13 protein-coding genes are annotated in these 19,457 nt (G+C 44.9%); 12 read left to right on the top strand and 1 reads right to left on the bottom strand.

Annotated elements, in window-relative coordinates:
- The first annotated feature begins 11 nt into the window (after window positions 1-11).
- The 12 genes from BW716_RS00710 to BW716_RS00765 all read left to right on the top strand — a co-directional run bounded on the left by BW716_RS00710 (window position 12) and on the right by BW716_RS00765 (window position 16,055).
- Window positions 12-2,222 carry a TonB-dependent siderophore receptor gene (locus BW716_RS00710; protein WP_083720178.1) on the top strand — a complete coding sequence of 737 codons (2,211 nt, stop codon included), beginning with the start codon at window positions 12-14 and terminating at the stop codon, window positions 2,220-2,222.
- Window positions 2,223-2,227: 5 nt separating this feature from the next.
- Window positions 2,228-2,923: an HmuY family protein gene (locus BW716_RS00715; RefSeq protein WP_083720179.1), complete on the top strand. Its 696-nt coding sequence runs from the start codon at window positions 2,228-2,230 to the stop codon at window positions 2,921-2,923.
- A 5-nt stretch (window positions 2,924-2,928) separates the two neighbouring features.
- Window positions 2,929-3,705 (top strand): HmuY family protein, encoded by a 777-nt coding sequence (locus BW716_RS00720; RefSeq protein ID WP_143708673.1) that lies wholly within the window; start codon window positions 2,929-2,931, stop codon window positions 3,703-3,705.
- Complete coding sequence (locus tag BW716_RS00725; RefSeq protein WP_083720181.1) at window positions 3,680-4,420, top strand: hypothetical protein; 741 nt, start codon at window positions 3,680-3,682, stop codon at window positions 4,418-4,420. The genes BW716_RS00720 and BW716_RS00725 overlap by 26 nt, the downstream gene beginning before the upstream one ends.
- A gap of 176 nt (window positions 4,421-4,596) precedes the next feature.
- The gene (locus tag BW716_RS00730) at window positions 4,597-5,328 is read left to right on the top strand and encodes a hypothetical protein (RefSeq protein ID WP_083720182.1); all 732 of its coding nucleotides are present in this window, start codon (window positions 4,597-4,599) and stop codon (window positions 5,326-5,328) included.
- Window positions 5,329-5,385: 57 nt separating this feature from the next.
- A complete protein-coding gene (locus BW716_RS00735) occupies window positions 5,386-6,087 on the top strand; it encodes an HmuY family protein (RefSeq protein WP_083720183.1) in 702 nt (233 codons plus the stop codon).
- Window positions 6,088-6,212: 125 nt separating this feature from the next.
- Window positions 6,213-7,733, top strand: a complete 1,521-nt coding sequence (locus BW716_RS37580; RefSeq protein WP_220388692.1) for a S41 family peptidase — start codon at window positions 6,213-6,215, stop codon at window positions 7,731-7,733.
- A 284-nt stretch (window positions 7,734-8,017) separates the two neighbouring features.
- On the top strand, window positions 8,018-8,467 hold the full coding sequence (locus BW716_RS00745) for a response regulator (RefSeq protein ID WP_083720184.1): 450 nt from the start codon (window positions 8,018-8,020) through the stop codon (window positions 8,465-8,467).
- 66 nt (window positions 8,468-8,533) lie between these two features.
- Window positions 8,534-9,103 (top strand): biliverdin-producing heme oxygenase, encoded by a 570-nt coding sequence (locus BW716_RS00750; protein WP_083720185.1) that lies wholly within the window; start codon window positions 8,534-8,536, stop codon window positions 9,101-9,103.
- Window positions 9,104-9,141: 38 nt separating this feature from the next.
- The gene (locus BW716_RS00755) at window positions 9,142-10,653 is read left to right on the top strand and encodes a GAF domain-containing protein (RefSeq protein ID WP_083720186.1); all 1,512 of its coding nucleotides are present in this window, start codon (window positions 9,142-9,144) and stop codon (window positions 10,651-10,653) included.
- A gap of 42 nt (window positions 10,654-10,695) precedes the next feature.
- Window positions 10,696-15,198: a CheR family methyltransferase gene (locus BW716_RS00760; protein WP_083720187.1), complete on the top strand. Its 4,503-nt coding sequence runs from the start codon at window positions 10,696-10,698 to the stop codon at window positions 15,196-15,198.
- Between the two features lie 47 nt (window positions 15,199-15,245).
- On the top strand, window positions 15,246-16,055 hold the full coding sequence (locus tag BW716_RS00765; protein WP_083720188.1) for a hypothetical protein: 810 nt from the start codon (window positions 15,246-15,248) through the stop codon (window positions 16,053-16,055).
- 246 nt (window positions 16,056-16,301) lie between these two features.
- Here the strand turns inward: BW716_RS00765 and BW716_RS00770 are convergent, their stop codons facing one another.
- A complete protein-coding gene (locus BW716_RS00770) occupies window positions 16,302-19,451 on the bottom strand; it encodes an efflux RND transporter permease subunit (protein WP_083720189.1) in 3,150 nt (1,049 codons plus the stop codon).
- Window positions 19,452-19,457: the final 6 nt, after the last annotated feature.

Raw genomic sequence — 19,457 nt, forward strand, 5'->3', positions numbered from 1 at the left:
CTTCAATTTTCATGCGTACCAGCAAAGATTTATACACGCTCTTCATATTGTGTTGTAGCAGTTTATGTGCCTTTAGTCAATCCGATACCTCCCGTACTTTGAAAAGTGTGGAAGTCAAAGCCGTGCACCTGGAAACACTTACCAGCAGAGCTGCCATGCCTGTGACTGTGATTAGTCGCAAGACACTGGAAATGATGGGTAGCCGCCGACTGGATGAGGTGATGCGGGAACAGACGGGTATTGCGATTGTCAATGATGTCTCTGCAGGGTCGAGGGCAATTGGTATGCAACTACAAGGGTTTAGCGCTGATTATATTTTGATTTTAATTGATGGTCAACCTATGATAGGTAGAAATGCGGGAAATTTCGACTTGTCAAGAATTACTGTTTCTGATATTGAAAGAATCGAAATTGTGAAGGGGGCCAGCTCGAGTTTGTTTGGGAGTGAAGCATTGGGAGGGGTAGTGAATATTATTACCCGCCAACATATTGATGCGGCACAAGGGCAGGCTATTGTAAGATATGGTTCGCAGCATACGCAGGATTTTACTTTGGAAGGGGAAACACCATTTGGTGGAGGAACTGATAAGAGTGGTAACGGCTCCCTCAACCTATCAGGTAATTTTTATCATACCGATGGCTTCAATGTGAATTCCTTCCTGAGCAAAGGCGCGACCGCACCACCTTATGATAGTTATAGTCTGCAGGGCCGGCTTCGGTATAAATTGAATGCTAACAATTCACTAAACATTGCCGGTCGATGGGCACTCCGTAATTCTATCAATGAATCTGTCTATAGCAGTAGTCAGGTGACGAATACTACCAGGGATGTACTGCATGAAAGTGATGTGAATGGAGCGATTGTCTGGCAGGTTAACCTTAATAAAGGCAGGAAGGCTAATCCTGATAAAGACTGGCAGGCTAACCTTAATAAAGACAGGAAAACTAACCTTAATAATGGCTGGAACGCTAACCTTACTAATACCTGGCAACTAAAAACACAGTACTACCTGACAAGATATAGCACTACTCAGGATGTAAGTACAGGTAAGTCTGCACAACTGAGCTCAAATGATTTTACCCAATACTATCATCGCTTTGAGGAGCAGGTGCAATATGTTGTGTCGAATCAGTTATCATTTACCGGGGGCATAGGAGGTAATCTCGAAGTGATGGATGGGAATGATTTAAAAAGTGAGTATGCCTATGCTCAAGGTGACTGGAAAGTGAATAACCGCCTGAGTTCCCGTTTGGGCTTCCGCTATGACCATTCTGATTTTTATGGCGGCAGACTCAATCCCAGCGCTGGATTGAAATATAGTTTGTCAGAAAAAATATCGTTGACCGCTGCTTTTGGAACTGGTTATAAAACACCTGATTTTCAGAAGAGATACCAGGTATTTACCAATCCACAGGCAGGATATACCGTATTGGGTGTGGAAGAAGTGGCTACTCAATTGGCCGCCATGCAGGCAGCGGGGTTGATCAGTGAGGTAAGACCTGTGGCAAAAGATATCAGTGCTGCACTGAAACCCGAAATGGCTGTCTCTTACAATGTTGGAATGAGTTATACACTTGTTCAAAAAATTCGCATCGATGTGAATGGCTTTTACAACCAGCTGCACAACTTTATCAACACTGTTCAGATTGCGACCCGCACAAATTTTCAACCCGTTTATTCCTATATCAATCTTGACAGATCTTTTACCGGAGGCGTAGAAGCCGGTGTCAGTACACATGTACTGAAAGGCCTGGATATATCTTTCGGTTATCAGTTACTGTATGCGAAGGATAGGGGGATCATGGATTCTATCAGGACCGGCGCCTATCCATACAATAAGATACGTAACAATAATACAGGAGAGACGAAGGCATCTAAAGTCAGTGATTATATCGGTCTTGAAAACAGATCCAGGCATATGCTAAACCTACGTGTGTTTTATGAATATGCTCCCTGGGGCATCAGCGCTACTTTCCGCGCGAATTATAAGAGCAGGTCCGGCTATGATGATGCAAACAATAACCGGTTTCTGGATACCTACGATACATTCATTGATGCCTACTGCCTGGTATATGCTTCTATCGAAAAGAAACTTTGCAAAGGTCATCTGGCTGTTCAGATCACAGCAGACAACCTCATGAATTATACGGATATGTTGATGCCAGGACAACCCGGACGCATCCTGATGGCCGGGTTGAAATGGCGACTGTTTAAACAATAACCAATATGTACAAGCGAGCCCAATGGCAATGGTTAGCAGCCATCGTACTGCTGACTATGGCCTGTAAGAAAGAGAACAACAATGTTACCAAACTAAATTATGAAGATGGCGTGAGCACTGTCATCTACGACCTTGCTGGCGATACTGAAGCCTCTGTGGCGGATGGTGTGGAAGGAAAAGAGAAACGCCCGTTCAAAAGTTTTTATTTCAAGCTGTCTGCCAAACTGCAATCATGGGATAGCAGCAACACCTTTAAGCAAAGTAATAACTGGGACCTTGCATTTACAGATATCTATAATGCCCTCGTATATGTGAATAACGGTAGTGGAGAAGGTCCCGGAAAAGGTGGCGCGGGAAAGGGACTGATCATCGCTGTGGATAGTGCTTACAGCAAAGTGACAACAGCTCCCGAAGAGGATGCATTCGAAACAGGGAATCTTCGTTTTGCAGGATGGGATGGTTATCCACAACCTTATAATACCGGCTGGTATTTCTATTCACTGAACACACATCTGGCAGTGCCTATTCAGAACCGCACGTTTATCATCCGCACAGCAGATGGTAAATATGGAAAGCTGGAACTGATCAATGTATACCAGGGCAATCCTCCTACTGTGACTGATCTTTTCTGGCCGGCACCTTATTTCACCTTCCGCTATTTTGTACAGCAGGATGGTAGTCATAACCTGAAAACACCTTGATAATAATGCGTATATCTTTCTTGTTGTTAGCCGTCTTTTTATTCGCATCCTGTTCGGATAAGGATAAAAAGGACGATCCTGCTTTACCTGATTTACCTGCAGTGACAGTGACCGCCAGTGGTACGTATACTGTGAATAACCTAATCGGTGATACTATAGCGAGAGCTGGTGGTAGCGCTACTTTCAAAACTGTGTATTATAGCCTGGAAGATGGCCGTGTGATACCCGATGCTTATGCAACGACTGACAAATGGGACATTGCATTTGCCAGCATTTACAACAGCAGTGTATGGGCGAATAATGGCACGGCTACTTACAATCCTGGTAAGGGTGGACCTGGCAAAGGGGGCATATACCTGGTGGTAGATAGTGCAGTGGATAAGCAATATTTCGATTATGAAAACCAGCGTCCTGCTGCTGTGCCTATTGCACAAAGTTTAATGGAGGAGGCTTTTAATAAAGTGACGACTGTACCTGTGGCAGATGCTGATCTGTTGATAAATGGTTATCTCACTCTGGATCATTTTAATGGAAGTACAAATGGATATGCCTTCTATGATTTTTATGGACAGATGTATCCGGGTGATAGTGAGAAAGCCCATGTGGTGTATGGGTTGCCTCGTACTATTATTATTAAAACTGCGAAGGGGAATTATGCAAAACTGATGATCTATAGTTTTTATAAAGATAACCCGGCTAACCCGGATATTCATACTGCTGCACCTTATATCACTTTTAAATACACGATCAATAAAGATGGCGATAAGACATTTAACCAATAGTTTGCTGGCACTGACACTGTTCTTTGTTTGCTCCTGTGGGAAAGATAATGATACGACTACACCTGCAGCAACTTATTTAGAAGGGACCAACTGGGTACCCAGCCGTGTGAAGCAACTGGATGAGCATATTTACCTGGATGAGAAATACAATGTGGTGTATGTGGTAAATTATCCAGCTCCGGATGTAGGGCATGCTGCATCAGAAGGGCATCGTGCATGGTATTTTAATTTTGATACGCACAAGGCAGTAGATAGTGCTGCTGCGGTGGATGGTGAAGCTACATGGCATATCATGTTCAACAGCATTTATAATTCACAGGTAAATGCGGATGCGGCTACTGTTGAAGGGAAGAATGGGCTGGGGAAGATCAGGGTAGTGAGAACTGCGTTTGATGAGTTGACGGCAGCGCCGGCGGATTCTATGATCAGGAATAGTGTGCCGATTTCTTTTGATATAAATGATGTGATTGATAGCTGGGGGTATTATCAGTTTAGTGATCATTCGTTGGTGCCTTATAAGGATAGGTCTTTGATCTTTTTGTTGAAAGATAACAGGTATGTGAAGGTGGAGTTGGTGAATTTGTATAAGGATAACCCGGCGACAGCGCCTGATTATAAAGATGAGAATACGAAGAACCTGGCCCCGTGGTTTAATTTTAGATATTATGTGCAGGAGACGAAGGGGGATTTGAATTTGAAGACAAACACAAAATAAATACTATACAGGAAACGGCCGGTGACCGGGAATAACCACTAATTGGAAAAAGAAGTATGGCCTTATGCAGGCTGCATTCACCACAGACGCTGGATGTGACGGTCCTAATAGCGCCCGGGAAAATGCTGTCCCACACAAGATGCCATACTATTGAAAATTCTTAAAATACAAATCTAATGAAAACACTTCGTTTTAGCGCTGCCCTGCTGGTAGCGGGAACTATTGCTTTATTTTCTTCCTGCCAAAAAGATGACGTAACTACACCTAACAGCGGCCTCACTGTAGGTGGTGGTCTGGCTGTAACTGTACCAGATGGTGGTTCTATTGATCTGTCCGTAGCTGGTCCGTATGCCAGCAAAACAAAAGGTACTGTATCCAGATCAGGATCAGTATACACTGTTACCAACTTTGCGCAGGGTACTGTAACTGCGCCAGCTGACAGCACGCAATGGTCAAATGTCGCGAGCACTTATTATTTCAACCTGGCTACTAACGTAGGTGGTGATTCTGTAAATGCGACTACTGTGAGTTATACCCTGCGTTTCACTGGTAGTGCAAATGGTGATATCTATGCTTATTCCAGCACTTATACGCTGAACTACCAGGATACCGCTTTCGCTACTGCCAAAGGTGTAACTACTATTGCTGCTCCAGGTGGTAAACTGGGTACTAACAATATTTACATGGGCGCTGTACTTGTGAGCGCTGGTACCGGCTGGTATGATTATGATATTTCCAGCCATATTGTAACTGCACATCAACCACGTACACTGATCCTGAAAGATCGTACTACTGGTAAAGCTGTATGGAAGGTGAGCATCACCAGCATTTATTCCAACAGTACTCCTAATGCAAGTAGCTCTGCTACCAACTATCCATATTATAACTTCCAGTACCAGGCACTGTAAGGTGTGAGGTATAGCCGGGAGGCCGTTTTCCTGTATTTTTTTAAAACAAATTATGAAATGAAACTGCAATTCAAGTATGCTTTTTTATCACTGTGTCTGACCGGGGCTATCTTCGCCTGTAAAGATGATAAAGACACGGATGTGACACCTGTGGATGAAAAGAAAGATTCGATTGTGAATGAATATGTAACTATCAAAGTGAGTGGAGTAGTAGAGGTCAATAGTCTGCCTGTACCTACAGCATCTACACTGGATTATAATCTGTTTAGTTTTGCGAAAATGGGATTGGTTGGTGCAGGGGAGGATAGTATTAATACGGCGTCATGGGATCTGGCTTTCCAGGGATCTGGTTTGAGTATGGCGCCCAATTGGGGAGGTACTGCACCTAATTACTGGGATGGCGTGGATAAGTTTGCCATGAATGCTTCGGATGTGAAGGTAGTGGGGTATGAGGATACGACATTTGATAATATCACGGCTGCACCTGCGGAGAGTGAGTTTATTCATACGGTGGGTATGGATGTGTCTCAGCCGGTGTTTAATACTGAAACAGGGGATTTGATGTATTTCAATTTTCCTAAGACGACAGTGTTTATCTTTAGGCTGAATGATGGCAGGTATGTGAAGTTCCAGTATGTAAGTATTTACAAAGGAGCACCTGAGACGCCGACTGTGGCAATTCATCAGAATGACTTTGGATATTGGACGTTTAAATACTTTATTTCTGCTAAGGGAAGTACGGATTTAACGACGAAATAATTATGTTTTAAAAGGCCCAAAGACAATAGCTTCCGCCAACGGAGGAAGCTGTTGTCTTTGGGGTAGCGCTGTTAAAAACGTCAAAAATGTTGTTTTTTTTGTAAATTCCCTTAAAATCCACTCTGGTGAAACAACCCATCCTTATTGCACTCCTATCCTGTGCCACTGTATTCGTAGCCTGTCGCAAGGACCACGATACTGATACTGAAACACCCGTATCTCCAACAGAAGGCACCCGTGAGCAATTTACGCTCGACTCCATCTATCTCTATGCAAAACAGATATACCTGTGGTACGATGCTTTGCCTGACTATACTACCTTCAATCCGCGTCAGTATGCTACCGGCAGTAGTGTATTGACTAATTATGAGAAGGAGCTGTATGTCATTACCCAATTAAAAACCAACCCCAGTACCGGCTACTCATATGAGTACTCTGGCTATGCCGGTACGCCAAAATATTCCTTTATTGACGACGGTTCACTCACTGGTGGCCGCCGTGGAAGTGTTTCGCTAACCGGCACTAACCGGCTGGCTACTGTTTCTCTGACGGACAAAGGGGACGATTTCGGTCTGAGCCTCAGCGCAAGCACCGACATCCGCATTCGCTATGTGAATCCCAATTCTCCTGCAGCACTGGCCGGGTTACAGAGAGGTTTCAAGGTTACACAGATCAATGGTACTGCTGTATCTACTTCCAATACTTCCTTTATTGAATCTGCTCTCAACAGCAATTCAATATCCATGACTATTGAGGACAATAATGGAACGACGGGTACTGTGAATCTGACCAAATCAAATTATTCAACAAATCCGGTGATGAAGGATACTGTCCTGACCGCCGGCGCTTCCAAAGTGGGATACCTGGCCTATAGCCGTTTCTCAGTATTGTCCAGTTCGCAGACGCCGCTGGAAAATGCATTCAGCAAGTTTGCAGCCGCTGGTGTGACCTCACTCATCATCGACTTACGATATAATGGTGGTGGGTATACGACTACTGCTGAAGAGCTGGTAAACCTCATTGCACCTTCTTCTCTGAAAGATAAGGTGATGTATACTGAATACTTCAATCAACTGCTACAGGATGGTAAAGCAACAATCTTAAAACAACAGACTTACCTGGATGCCAATGGTAATACTGTTCAATATAATGGTCATACAGCTACCTATGCTGACCTGGATTATTCAGTAAGTGGTAACACTTACAAATTCAGTAAGGCAGGGAGTTTGAACAGTGTGAAGCAGGTCGTTTTCATCGTAAGTGGCAATACTGCTTCTGCGAGTGAACTCGTGATCAACAGTTTAAAACCTTACCTGACGGTGAAGCTGGTAGGTAGTCAAACCTATGGAAAGCCAGTGGGTTTCTTTGGTGTTAAAATCGACGCCTATACAGTTTACATGTCAAACTTCTATATGCAGAATGCAAATGGTGATGGTGATTATTTTCAGGGTATGACTCCTGATATTGCTGCCAGTGACGATGTGACGCATGATTTCGGAGATGCAAATGAGACCTGTATAGCAGCAGCTTTGGGTTATCTGGCTGGGTCCGGAAGAACGGGTGTTGCAACAACGGTAACGCCGTTGATACACATGGGGCCGACCTCATTTTCCGGTATGATTGAGGATAGATTGCACACAAAATAACGCTCATTTTTTCCCGATCGCGTATTTTCTTTTCCCGATCCGATCTGTCTACAAATGAGAACAGGCGTACATTTGTGAAGCTTCCTTATCAAATTGCTGTTTGTTAACTCCCAAAAAACTACACAAGCATAGATCTCTTTAAAAAGTATCAAGTCCTACCACCCTGTTTTAACGGGGTGGTAGGCACTATTCTGAGAATTTTGTCAATAAAAAGCCTTATTCTGTGCATTCTTGTTAATATCCAACAATATTTAAGTAATTTTATCCGTCAAATTTAAATCTGGATGATCAAGAAGGCGCAACGTACCAGAAAATGTATACTGGTTGCTGATGACGACGCAGACGACCGGGAGCTTATAAAAGTGGCTTTTGAGGAGAGTGGGACTGAAACTGAATTGCGTTTTGTTGAGAATGGAGAAGAATTAATGTATTACCTGAACAGGCAGGGAAAATATGCGGACGAAGAAAAATATCCTTTCCCAAGTATTATTTTACTTGACCTGAACATGCCGCGTAAAGACGGTAGGGAAGCATTACGTGAAATTAAAGAACATGCAAATCTTAAGTGGCTGCCCATCATTATTCTGACTACTTCTACTGAAGCAAAGGATATTTCGAAATGCTATGAATTGGGGGTGAATAGTTATACCATCAAGCCATCCAATTTCTCAGACCTGGTCTCATTTACCCGCATGCTGCATACCTATTGGTTTACAGTGGTGCAATTGCCGTAGAATTAATTCCACACGCGGCAAATCAATATTCATAGTACTTTTAATCATTGTCATATATACCAGATAATGATTGAACAGTTAAGAGAAAGAACAGCAGCACTCCATCAGGACCTGGAAAGGACCCTGATCCCGCTGATTAAGCAAGTAAATTCCCCTGAGGCATACATCAGGATACTGCAATTGTTTTACGGATATTATTATCCGCTGGAACAATACATTGCGGCGCATATTGATACATCCTTCCCCGGTGGATTTGATAACCGTCGCAAGGCTGCGTTGTTATTGCAGGATATCAACGTGATCAACGGTTCTCCACTGGATCCTCCACCTACCTGTACCGATATTCCAGAAATTAATGATAACGGACAGGCGCTTGGTGCTATGTATGTACTGGAAGGCTCCACCCTGGGCGGACAGGTCATTTGTCAGATTATACAACGAAACCTCCCATTGCCGGAAATTACAAAGGCGTTATCTTTTTTTAACGGTTATGGTGAAGAATCCCGCGCTAAATGGGACAGCTTCGTACTCTACCTCGAAGGATACCACGGAACAGATGAACAAAAAATACGGCTAGTGGAAACCGCTGCCAATACCTTCAGGCTATTCAAAGTTTGGGCGCAAGCCAACGCCTGATCCATTTCAACTTAATCAAATACGGATAACCTGTCTTTATGCAAACGAAGAACTACGACTCCACCTTTTGTGGTAGTGTTCCTTTACATCAGATTAACCTGATACAACCCTATGGAATATTGATCATACTGCAAAGGAGTGATTACAAAATCGTGCAGGTGAGTGAGAATATCGTAGAAGCGCTGGAGCTGCCACCTGCAGAAGTTGTGAATACGTTACTGTCCAGGTATATACCTGCCAGCCAGCTGGAACAATTGCAAAAGAGAGTGCATGAAGGTATCGTTGAAACGGTGCCGTTTACTTTGTCTTTTTCAAATAAAGACTACCTGGTACTGATGCAGGTAAACGGTGAATCCGTGATACTGGAAATGGAGGCACAGAGCACGCCTACTACCCAAAACTCGTTTATTACTATTTATCAGCAACTCAAATATGCCATGGCGGCTATCTGGCAGGCTTCCTCTATTGCGGAAGCCTGCCAGATAGCCGCTTCGCAGCTGAAAGCGTTATCCGGTTACGATAAAGTGATGGTATACCAGTTCGACAACAACTGGAATGGTACTGTGCTGGCAGAGGATGCTGTACCGGAAATGGAAAAGTACCTGGGGTTGACTTTCCCTGCTTCTGATATTCCAAAGCAGGCAAGGGCCATGTACATCAAAAACCCTTACCGCCTTATTCCCAACAGAGATTATGAGCCGGTGAGCCTGTATCCTATCATCAACCCCCTCACGAATGCATTTACAGATCTGTCTGGTTGCAACCTGCGCTCTGTACCTGCCGTGCACCTGGAATATATGAAGAACATGGAAATCATGACTTCCATGTCTTGTCGTATATTAAAAGACGGGCAGCTATGGGGACTGTTTTCCTGTCATCACCGTACCCCGTTCTACCTGCCATATGAAGGGAGGGCGCTTTTTGAACTGCTTTCGGACATCATTTCGGCGCGTATCCTATCTCTTCAATATAAGGAAGAGAGCGATGAATATGCCGATCTGCATGACATTCAGACCAGGCTGGTAGAACAGGTATACATTACCAACGACCTGCTAACTGGTTTGTTGGGGACTGCGGCCAATGTACTTCAGCTCTTTGATGCCACCGGCGCCGCCATGGTATTTAATAAAAGGATGGAAAGCATAGGTACTGTGCCTGATAAGCATGCGCTCAAAGATCTGTTGCTCTGGATCCAGAGTACAGCGGAGAAAAGTGTGTACCAGGAACTGAGTCTGCCGGCAGTCTATGAACCTTTCGTGAGCTATGCTAAATACGCCAGTGGAATACTGGTCATCAGCATACAACCACAAAAAGGGGACTTTTTGGTACTGTTCCGTCCGGAGGTAATCAGGGAGGTAAAGTGGGGAGGTAACCCGGATGAAGCGATCCATTTCGAAAAAGATAATATACAATACCACCCCCGAAACTCTTTTAGTACCTGGCAGCAACAGGTACGGAATACCGCTCTGCCATGGCGGGAGACGGAATTGACCATGGCGGAACACCTGCGCAATTTTATATTGGAGTACATAGTAAAGGCAATGGACTGAGGCTTTCCGGCCCATCATTTGTTTATGGTATAAAACCTTTAGATGAAGAAAGCGAATTACATAGTGGCCATAGGGGCATCTGCCGGTGGACTGGAAGCAATTCATGAATTTTTCGATAACATGCCGGAGTACGGCAATCTATCATTCGTGATTATACAGCATCTGTCATCGGACTATAAGAGCCTGTTGGTGGAGCTGGTCTCCAAGCATACCCACATGCAGGTACGTGAGGTAGAGGAAGATATGCCGGTGGATAACGATTGCGTATATGTGATTCCAAACAACAGAGACATCATCATTGAAAAAGGCAGGCTGCGGCTGATGCAGAAACCTGTTGAGAAAGCGCCGAATACAGCCATCGATACCTTCTTATTTTCACTGGCAAAAGATAAGGGCCGTGAGGCCATTTGCATCATCCTCTCTGGTACGGGTACTGATGGTACACGTGGTGCAGGAGCTATCAAGAAAGCAGGAGGAATGGTGATGGTACAGGATCCTGAATCCGCCAAGTTCGATGGTATGCCACGCAGCGCCATCGCCTCAGACAATATAGATTATATACTCGCACCGGAATTTATGCCGGGCGAGATTTTCAATTATATACAGGACCTGCCGCTGCATGTTTTCAATGGTAAAATTGAAGAACACCTGTTGCCGGAAGTATTCAAACTGGTACAGGAAAACAGCGGTCAGGATTTCCATCATTACAAGTCTCCTACTATTACGCGCCGTATTGCAAAACGCATGGCGCAGTTCAACTACAAGACGTTAGAAGAATACCTGGCATTGCTCAGGCAGAATCCTGAAGAAAGTAAGTTATTAGCCAAAGATTTCCTGATCGGGGTTACCCGTTTCTTCAGGGATACGACCGCTTTTGAAGTACTGAGAGATCAGGTATTAGACAAGTTGATCGATAGTAAAGAGGAAGGCGCTATTCTGAAAATATGGGTCACTGCCTGTAGCACCGGAGAGGAAGCTTACTCAATGGCTATCCTGGTAGACCAGATGCTACAAAAGAAAGGCAAGTGGCTGGATGTGAAGATCTTTGCAACAGATATCGACAGCAATGCCATAGAGTATGCTGCCAAAGGTGTGTATCCTGCTGCTGTACTGAAAGACGTGGAGCCGGTGGTGGTGAAGAAATATTTTCTGAAGGAAGAAAAGCATTACCAGATTGTATCACGACTGCGTAAACAAATTGTGTTTGCCAGACATAATATTCTGAAAGATCCACCATTCATAAAGAATGATGTGGTGAGTTGCAGGAACATGCTCATTTATATGGACAATGTGCTGCAAAGACAGGTATTGGCGTCACTGCATTTTGCATTGAATACAGGAGGTTATTTATTTTTAGGTACCAGCGAATCTGCGGCATTGATCAGAAGTGGACTGGAAGAAATCAATGCAAAATGGAAACTCTATCGTAAGACGGATGCAGCCCGTTCTGCACCACCGGATAATCTGTATAGTCCACTTGAATACATTCGTCAGTCAAGAGAAATGCGTCCGAATGCAGGAAGTTTGTTAGGACAGGAGAAGCGACTGGCGATGGATCTTGCAGATGACTTCAGAAATGTGCTATCGGAAGAATATGGTTATGCAGCGGTGTACATTGACAAGAATTATGAGATCAGAGAAGCGACTGGTAACTATAAAAAATTCCTTTCTCTGCCTGATAAAAAGCTGAACCTGAATCTGCTAAAAATGGTGCCCAATGACTTGTCCATGGTATTGAACATGGCATTGCGACAGGCATGGAAAACTACGCAGAAAGCAACGCTGAGAGGCATTAAACTGAATACAAAAGAGGGGCTCCGGTTAGTGAATCTGTTGATTAAACCTGATACTGGTAATGGACAATATACCCTCATTGTATTTGGTGAAGAACCGGAAAGAGCGGCATTGTTATCAGAGCAGAAAGAGGAACAGACTTACCCTGCAGGTGTGAATGAACATATCATGTCGCTGGAAGCGGAGCTGGGTGAGACGCGTACGAATTTGCAGATGGCCATTGAAGGTTTGGAGACTTCCAACGAAGAACTGCAAAGCAGTAATGAAGAGTTGCTCTCTGCCAATGAAGAATTACAATCCAGCAATGAAGAGTTGCAATCACTCAATGAGGAGTTGCATACTTTGAATACAGAACACCAGCTCAAAATCAAAGAGCTGATGGAGCTGAATGATGATATGGACAACTACTTCCGCAGTACCGACATTGGTCAGGTATTTGTGGATGGCCGGATGCAGATCCGCAAGTTCAATCCAGCGGCAGTGAAGATGATCAACCTGATCCCTGCTGATATTGGGCGGCCTATCAGTCATATCTCTACGAATATCCAGCAGGATAGTTTACTTGATGATATCAATGCGGTCATACGCAATAAAAATATTTTAGAGAAGGAAATGGTGCTGAGTAATGGCAATATGCACCTGATGAAAATAATGCCTTATATCAGGCAGGATAAACAGACCGATGGCGTAGTGATCACCTTTGTGGATATCACGGCCATCAAGGAGCTGGATATGCTGTTGAAAGGTGTATTCAATGCCAGTACCAGTCTGATCATGGCCTTTAAGGTTGTGCTGGGTAATAATGGAAATGTATCCGATTTCCGGTTGCTGACATCTAATAGTGCAGCTGCGAATTTGCTGGGCCATGATGTACTTGCGCTTAATGCGCCTTCTATGAAACAATCTATGCCGCAACTGATGCAGCAGGGATTATTTGAGAAATATGTGCAGGTAGTACAGGATGGTTCGGTATTGCATACAGAGGTATTGGTGAACCATAACAATGAGGAAGCCTGGTATGAAATGTCTGCCGTAAAAACAGCGGATGGCATTGTGATCACCTGCTCTGATGTGACAGAGAAGAAAGATGGGGAAGAACGTTTACGCCGTAACTACAATGAACTGATACAGGCGCGTGAAAGTCTCCGTAATCTGAATGCTGCACTGGAAGATAAAGTGCTGGAACGTACCCGTGAGCTCACACAGAGTGAAGAGCGCTTCCGCCTGGTTTCCAAAGCCACCAACGATTCTATCTGGGACTGGAACCTCACCAACAATACTGTGTGGTGGAGTGACAACTTCTATAATATTTACGGTTATAGTCCTGATAAAGAGTCTTCCAGCCGAACTTTCTGGATGGAGAAGGTGCATCCTGATGACAGGGTGCGGGTGCAGGAAAGCATTAGCCGTGCGGTGAATACCAAACAGAGTCAGTGGTCAGAAGGGTATCGTTTGCTAAGGGCAGATGGTAGTTATGCACATATCCTGGACAGAGGTTATCTGCTGCAGGATGAATATGCCACTCCTTATCGTATGCTGGGGTCAATGTTGGACGTAACGAATTTGCGGGCAGCAGAGGAACAGGCAGTCATGAGTATGGAGGAAAAACGCTTCCTGGCAGAGTCTATGCCATTGATCCTCTGGACGGCATGGCCGAATGGCGAGATCAATTTTGTGAATCAACAGTTTACTTCCTATACCGGTCTGACCCTTGAGAAAATCAGTGAAGCCGGTTGGGAAAGCATATTACACCCTGATGATGTGCCGGTATGGACCCGTACCTGGAGTAATGCCCTCCGAAATAAGCAGGACTTTTCACTGGAATTACGGATCCGTAGAAATGACGGGCAATGTCACTGGTTCCTGTTACGTACCCGGGTACAGCGTGATCTGAATGGAGCATCGATTCTGTGGGTGGGTACGAATACCGATATCCACGAGCAGAAGATGCTGGCAGAGCTGATGGAACAGCGGGTACAGGAACGTACCAATGCCCTGCAAAAGGCGAATTATGAGCTGGAATCGAGCAATGCGGAGTTGCAGCAATATGCCTTTGTGGCATCGCATGACCTAAAAGAACCTTTGCGCAAGATCCACATGTTTGGAAATATGCTCAGGGAGCGGTACCAGGATCAGATGGAGGAAAAGGCGGTAGATTACCTGAACAGGATCATCAATTCATCGAGCAGGATGACAAATCTGATCAATGATTTGTTAAGATTTTCCCGGTTGTCACAGATGAATTTCTTCGAAAAGGTGCCTTTGGAAACAATAATCAGGGATATTCTCTCTGACCTGGAGGTATTGATACAAGAAAAGAATGCTATCGTGACAGTGGGGCAGTTACCCACGATCGAGGCGGTACCCAGCCAGATCCGGCAGGTATTCCAGAACCTGCTGAGCAATGCCTTTAAGTTCTCCCGCAAGGATGTACAGCCAATGATCAGTATTATGGCGAGCCGGATTGCTGAAAAACGGTTTGACAGTATTGCCGATCCGGAGGGCCAATATGTCTGTGTGACCATTTCAGACAATGGGATCGGGTTCGATGAGAAATACCTGGATAAAATTTTTGTACTCTTCCAACGTTTACATACTAAGGACAAATATGAGGGAACTGGCATAGGACTTGCGGTTACGCGTAAGATCATTGAAAAACACCACGGAATTATTACGGCACACAGCCGTGAAAAAGAGGGGGCGACATTTACTATTATCCTGCCTGTAAAGCAGGATCAGGAGATAGGGTGATCTTATTTTAATGTCAACATATTAATAGAAGTTCTTATTTTTGAACCATGACAAAGAAGAGTGTAATTTTCACATTTGCCAGCTTTATTTTTGGAGCTTCGGCTTTTGCTCAGAGTAAAACTACGGTGGGTATCCTCCGTTTTCAGTCCAACGCTTCTCAGAATACGAACAATGTAACTGCTATCCAGGATGCGGTGGCAGATGTGTTCCTGAAAAACAAGCGTTTAGCAGTGGTTGGTCAAACTGATACTTCTTTTGAACAATCCAAGGTGGTTGGTGCTCAATTTATTATCTCCGGAAATATTGCGAAAGCGACCATGGAGATGAGACAGACCAATGTACCGATTGTAGGTACGACCAATACGAATGTGGCGGAGATCTCCTTTACACTGAATGTGACAGATGCAGGGCGTGGTGAGGTGATTGCTACCACGACAGTGAATGCGAGTGGTAAGGGGAAAAATGCATATGATGGAGCGATCAGTGATGCGAAGTCACAGGTAGAAAAGTTTATGAAAGAGAACTTTAAGCTGACGGTGAGTATAGCGGAGATCGAGGATAAGAATAGTCTGGGTGCGGCGACTTCGGTATTGATAGCAGGAGGTACGTTGCTGGGTCTGAAGGTGAATGATGAATTCAGGGTGTATGAGGTGACGGAGATTACGGTGAATGATAAGGTGATGCAGCGGAAGAAGACCCTGGGTAAGATTGTGGTGACTAAAGTAGAAGATGAGAATTTTTCAGTGGCGAATGTAATAGAAGGAGGCGTTGATATTACGAAGAAGGTAGGAGATAAAGCGAATTTGAAATGTGAGCTGGAGAGTGAGCCTTCAGGGTTATTCTGGAAGAAGAACTAGAACTCATTTCACAAATAGGAATTTGTGATTGATAATCAATACTTAAATGGTAATTATAAAATGAGTTCTAAGAAGTTTTAAAGGATATAATTAGAAAAGCCCTTCGTATTAATACGAGGGGCTTTTTTCTGAAAATAGTTTTCATTCCCCGTTGGAGAATTCCTTCTTTCATGAAAGTTTTGTTGGGCTAAAAAGGAAAGCCGCTCCTTTCGAAGCGGCCGTTCCCCGTATTGCTCATTTTAACACTTACTCTATTTCTTCATCATCCTTATTCACTGTCTTTGCTTTCCTGTTTCTTTCCACCCATGCATACAGTGGTGGTATTAACAGTGGTGCAAAGATCAAAGTACTTGTCAGACCACCGATGATCACAGTCGCCAAAGGACGCTGCACATCAGAACCGATACCTGAAGAGGTAGCTGCCGGAATCAGACCGGCAATCGCTACGATCAGGATAGATAACAGTGCACTCAACTGCTCCTTCGCACCCAGGAATACGCTGTCCTGCAGGGTATGATCCGGTTTCTCCCTGAGTCGGTTGATAGCCGAAACAAGGAGTACGCCTGCCATAACAGAGATACCGAAGATACTTACGAAGCCCACACCTGCAGATACGTTAAAGTGATACCCACGGATCAGCAAGGCAACGATACCGCCAGCCAGAGCGAAGAGGATACAACTTACTGTTACAACAGTTTGCGGCATATTTCTGAAGAGGATAAACAGTACTAAGAACACCATTACGATGGTGAGTGGAATAGTGAAGGACAATTGTTTACCCGCACGTTCCAGGTTTTCATACTGACCACCATAGATAATGGAGTAGCCTTTTGGTATATGCAATTGTGCACCGATCTTCTGACCGACTTCACTTACAAAACCTCCCTGGTCACGACCACGGATATTTGTTCTCACCGTCACCATACGTTTACTATTGTAACGATAGATGTTCGTCTGACCCTGTACATAGCTGATATCTGCCAGTTGGTTCATTGGAATCAATGCACCGGTAGCGGATGGTACCTGTAAGTTTTTCAGGGATTCGATCGTACTACGTTCACCAGGTGTATAGCGGATGACGAGGTCATAACGTTTGGTTCCATCGTACAATGTAGAGATGGTTCTACCCCCAATCGCAGCTTCGATCATACCCTGGATATCTGCTACATTGATACCGAAACGGGCGGCGTTTTCACGGTTTATATTGATCGCAATCTGCTCCTGCGGACCTTCCTGTTCAATGTTCACAGATTCAGAGCCCTGCATGTGTTTGACGATATCAGCAATCGTATCAGCCTTTGCACGCATCATGGTGAGGTCGTCACCAACGATAGAGATAGCGAGATCCGCCGCACTACCGGTTACAATTTCCATTACCTGGTCAATGATCGGCTGACCGGAAGAGAACTTCACAGAAGGCATGGCTTTTTCCAGGTCATGCCTGATATCAGTAACCAGTTGTTTTTTAGAAATGGTATCGCTCCACAGTTTATATTCTTTCAGACCTACCAGGATTTCGTTACGGTTGGTTGGGAATGGATCCGTACCATCGTCATTACGGCCTGCCTGGGTGATTACGAAGGCGATCTGTGGGTATTTAGCGATCACTTCCCTGATCTTTGGAGAGTACTTCGCATTTTCCTGGATGGTAATACCTGCGGGGAAGTTACCACGGAGGAAGATAGAACCTTCATCCAGTTCCGGCAAGAATTCAGAACCTAAGTTCGCACCGAATAATACCAGTATCACTACGACAGCAAAACCTGCCAACACCGTTGTTTTCGGACGTTTCAGGGTCTTGCCTAATAGTTTGCCATACTGTTTGCTCAGGAAGTCCAGCACAATATTTTTGTGCTCCTTCATGGGCTTATCTGTATTATTAAATGCTTTCTTAAAGGCGAAGGAGATCAGTACTGGTATGAGCGTGAGTGCAGCCAGCATAGAGCCGATCACTGCAAATGCCAGGGTCAGCGCCATTGGTGAGAACAGTTTACCTTCTACACGTGTCATCAGCAGGATAGGCATATAAGCCAGGATGATGATGGTTACGGAGAAGAAGATCTCGCGGCCTACTTCCTGAGAAGAGCGGAGGGTCAATGCAATGATACCCCGTTTCTTTTCTTCCGGTGGCGCCGTTCGATACGTTCGTATCAGGTGTTCTGCCATTACGCAGGCCCCATCCACGATGATACCAAAGTCGATCGCACCGAGTGATAAGAGGTTCGCCGGAATACCGGTTAACCGCATCAATATAAATGCGAAGAGGAGGGAGAACGGAATGGTGAGTGCTACTACCAGTGCACTTCTCAGACTACCCAGGAAGAAGATGAGGATGATCACTACGATAGAGACCCCTTCTAACAGGGTATGACCTACGGTTTCCAGCGAGTGATCGATGAGGAAGCTACGGTCATACAGGGTACGGAGGTGTACGCCTTTGGGCAGTTCATCTCTTTCGAGGTCCTTGATCCTTTCTTTCAGAATTTTCAACACTTCGCTGGGGTTCTCATATCTGCGCAGCAGAATGATACCTTCCACACCATTGCTCACATTGGTTTTCGTAGCGTTGAAAGTATAGCCCATTACACCGCTTGGTGGTGGTGGGGCTACTTCAACCGTCGCTACATCACGCAGGTATACGGGGTTACCATTAGCTGCTTTGAGTACGATATTACGAATGTCGGCTTCTGTTTTTACAGCACCCAGACCACGTACGGCAAATCCCTGTTCACCACGGCTGATCACGTTACCGCCTGTATTCTGGTTATTCTTTTGCACGGCATCGATCACATCCTGTAAGGTGAGATCGTATTTACGCAGTTTATCAGGAGCGGTTAAGATATGAAACTGTTTCAGCGGGCCACCGAAAGTGGTGATATCCGCGATACCGGGTACCTGTAACAGGTAAGGTTTGATGACCCAATCCTGCAGGTCACGGATGTCGGTGGGTGTATAACCGGGTGGTGCTTCGACTACATAACGGAGGATTTCACCAACGGCAGTAGTAAGCGGTGCCAGTTCCGGGGTTACGCCATCCGGGAGTTCGGCGGCAGCCAGTCTTTCATTCACCTGCTGGCGGGCGAAGTAATCGTCCGTACCATCGGTGAAGGTAAGTTGTACAACGCTGAGGCCGAAGATAGTACGGCTACGGCGGTCAAGTACATTTGGCGTATTTTGCAGCGCTCTTTCGATGGGGATGGTCACTTGTTGCTCCACCTCTTCAGCAGCGCGGCCAGGATACTGTGCCACGATGATAACGTTGGTATCAGCAATATCCGGGTAGGCTTCAATCTTGAGCTGGGTAAAACACCAGTAGCCGATACCCATCAGGCCAAGTCCCATGAGGATGACCACCCACCTGTTTTTTAGAGAAAATATTAAAAGGTTACGAATCATTGTCGG

This window comes from [Flexibacter] sp. ATCC 35208 (assembly GCF_001975825.1).
Classification (GTDB): Bacteria; Bacteroidota; Bacteroidia; order Chitinophagales; family Chitinophagaceae; genus Chitinophaga.

Excerpts from the sequence above, each read along its gene's own strand:
- BW716_RS00750 (WP_083720185.1), top strand. The coding sequence starts at position 8,534 with ATGATTGAACAGTTAAGAGAAAGAACAGCAGCACTCCATCAGGACCTG.
- BW716_RS00755 (WP_083720186.1), top strand. The coding sequence starts at position 9,142 with ATGCAAACGAAGAACTACGACTCCACCTTTTGTGGTAGTGTTCCTTTA.
- BW716_RS00715 (WP_083720179.1), top strand. The coding sequence starts at position 2,228 with ATGTACAAGCGAGCCCAATGGCAATGGTTAGCAGCCATCGTACTGCTG.
- BW716_RS00735 (WP_083720183.1), top strand. The coding sequence starts at position 5,386 with ATGAAACTGCAATTCAAGTATGCTTTTTTATCACTGTGTCTGACCGGG.
- BW716_RS00725 (WP_083720181.1), top strand. The coding sequence starts at position 3,680 with ATGGCGATAAGACATTTAACCAATAGTTTGCTGGCACTGACACTGTTC.
- BW716_RS00760 (WP_083720187.1), top strand. The coding sequence starts at position 10,696 with ATGAAGAAAGCGAATTACATAGTGGCCATAGGGGCATCTGCCGGTGGA.
- BW716_RS00720 (WP_143708673.1), top strand. The coding sequence starts at position 2,929 with ATGCGTATATCTTTCTTGTTGTTAGCCGTCTTTTTATTCGCATCCTGT.
- BW716_RS00730 (WP_083720182.1), top strand. The coding sequence starts at position 4,597 with ATGAAAACACTTCGTTTTAGCGCTGCCCTGCTGGTAGCGGGAACTATT.
- BW716_RS00770 (WP_083720189.1), bottom strand. The coding sequence starts at position 19,451 with ATGATTCGTAACCTTTTAATATTTTCTCTAAAAAACAGGTGGGTGGTC.
- BW716_RS00710 (WP_083720178.1), top strand. The coding sequence starts at position 12 with ATGCGTACCAGCAAAGATTTATACACGCTCTTCATATTGTGTTGTAGC.
- BW716_RS00765 (WP_083720188.1), top strand. The coding sequence starts at position 15,246 with ATGACAAAGAAGAGTGTAATTTTCACATTTGCCAGCTTTATTTTTGGA.
- BW716_RS00745 (WP_083720184.1), top strand. The coding sequence starts at position 8,018 with ATGATCAAGAAGGCGCAACGTACCAGAAAATGTATACTGGTTGCTGAT.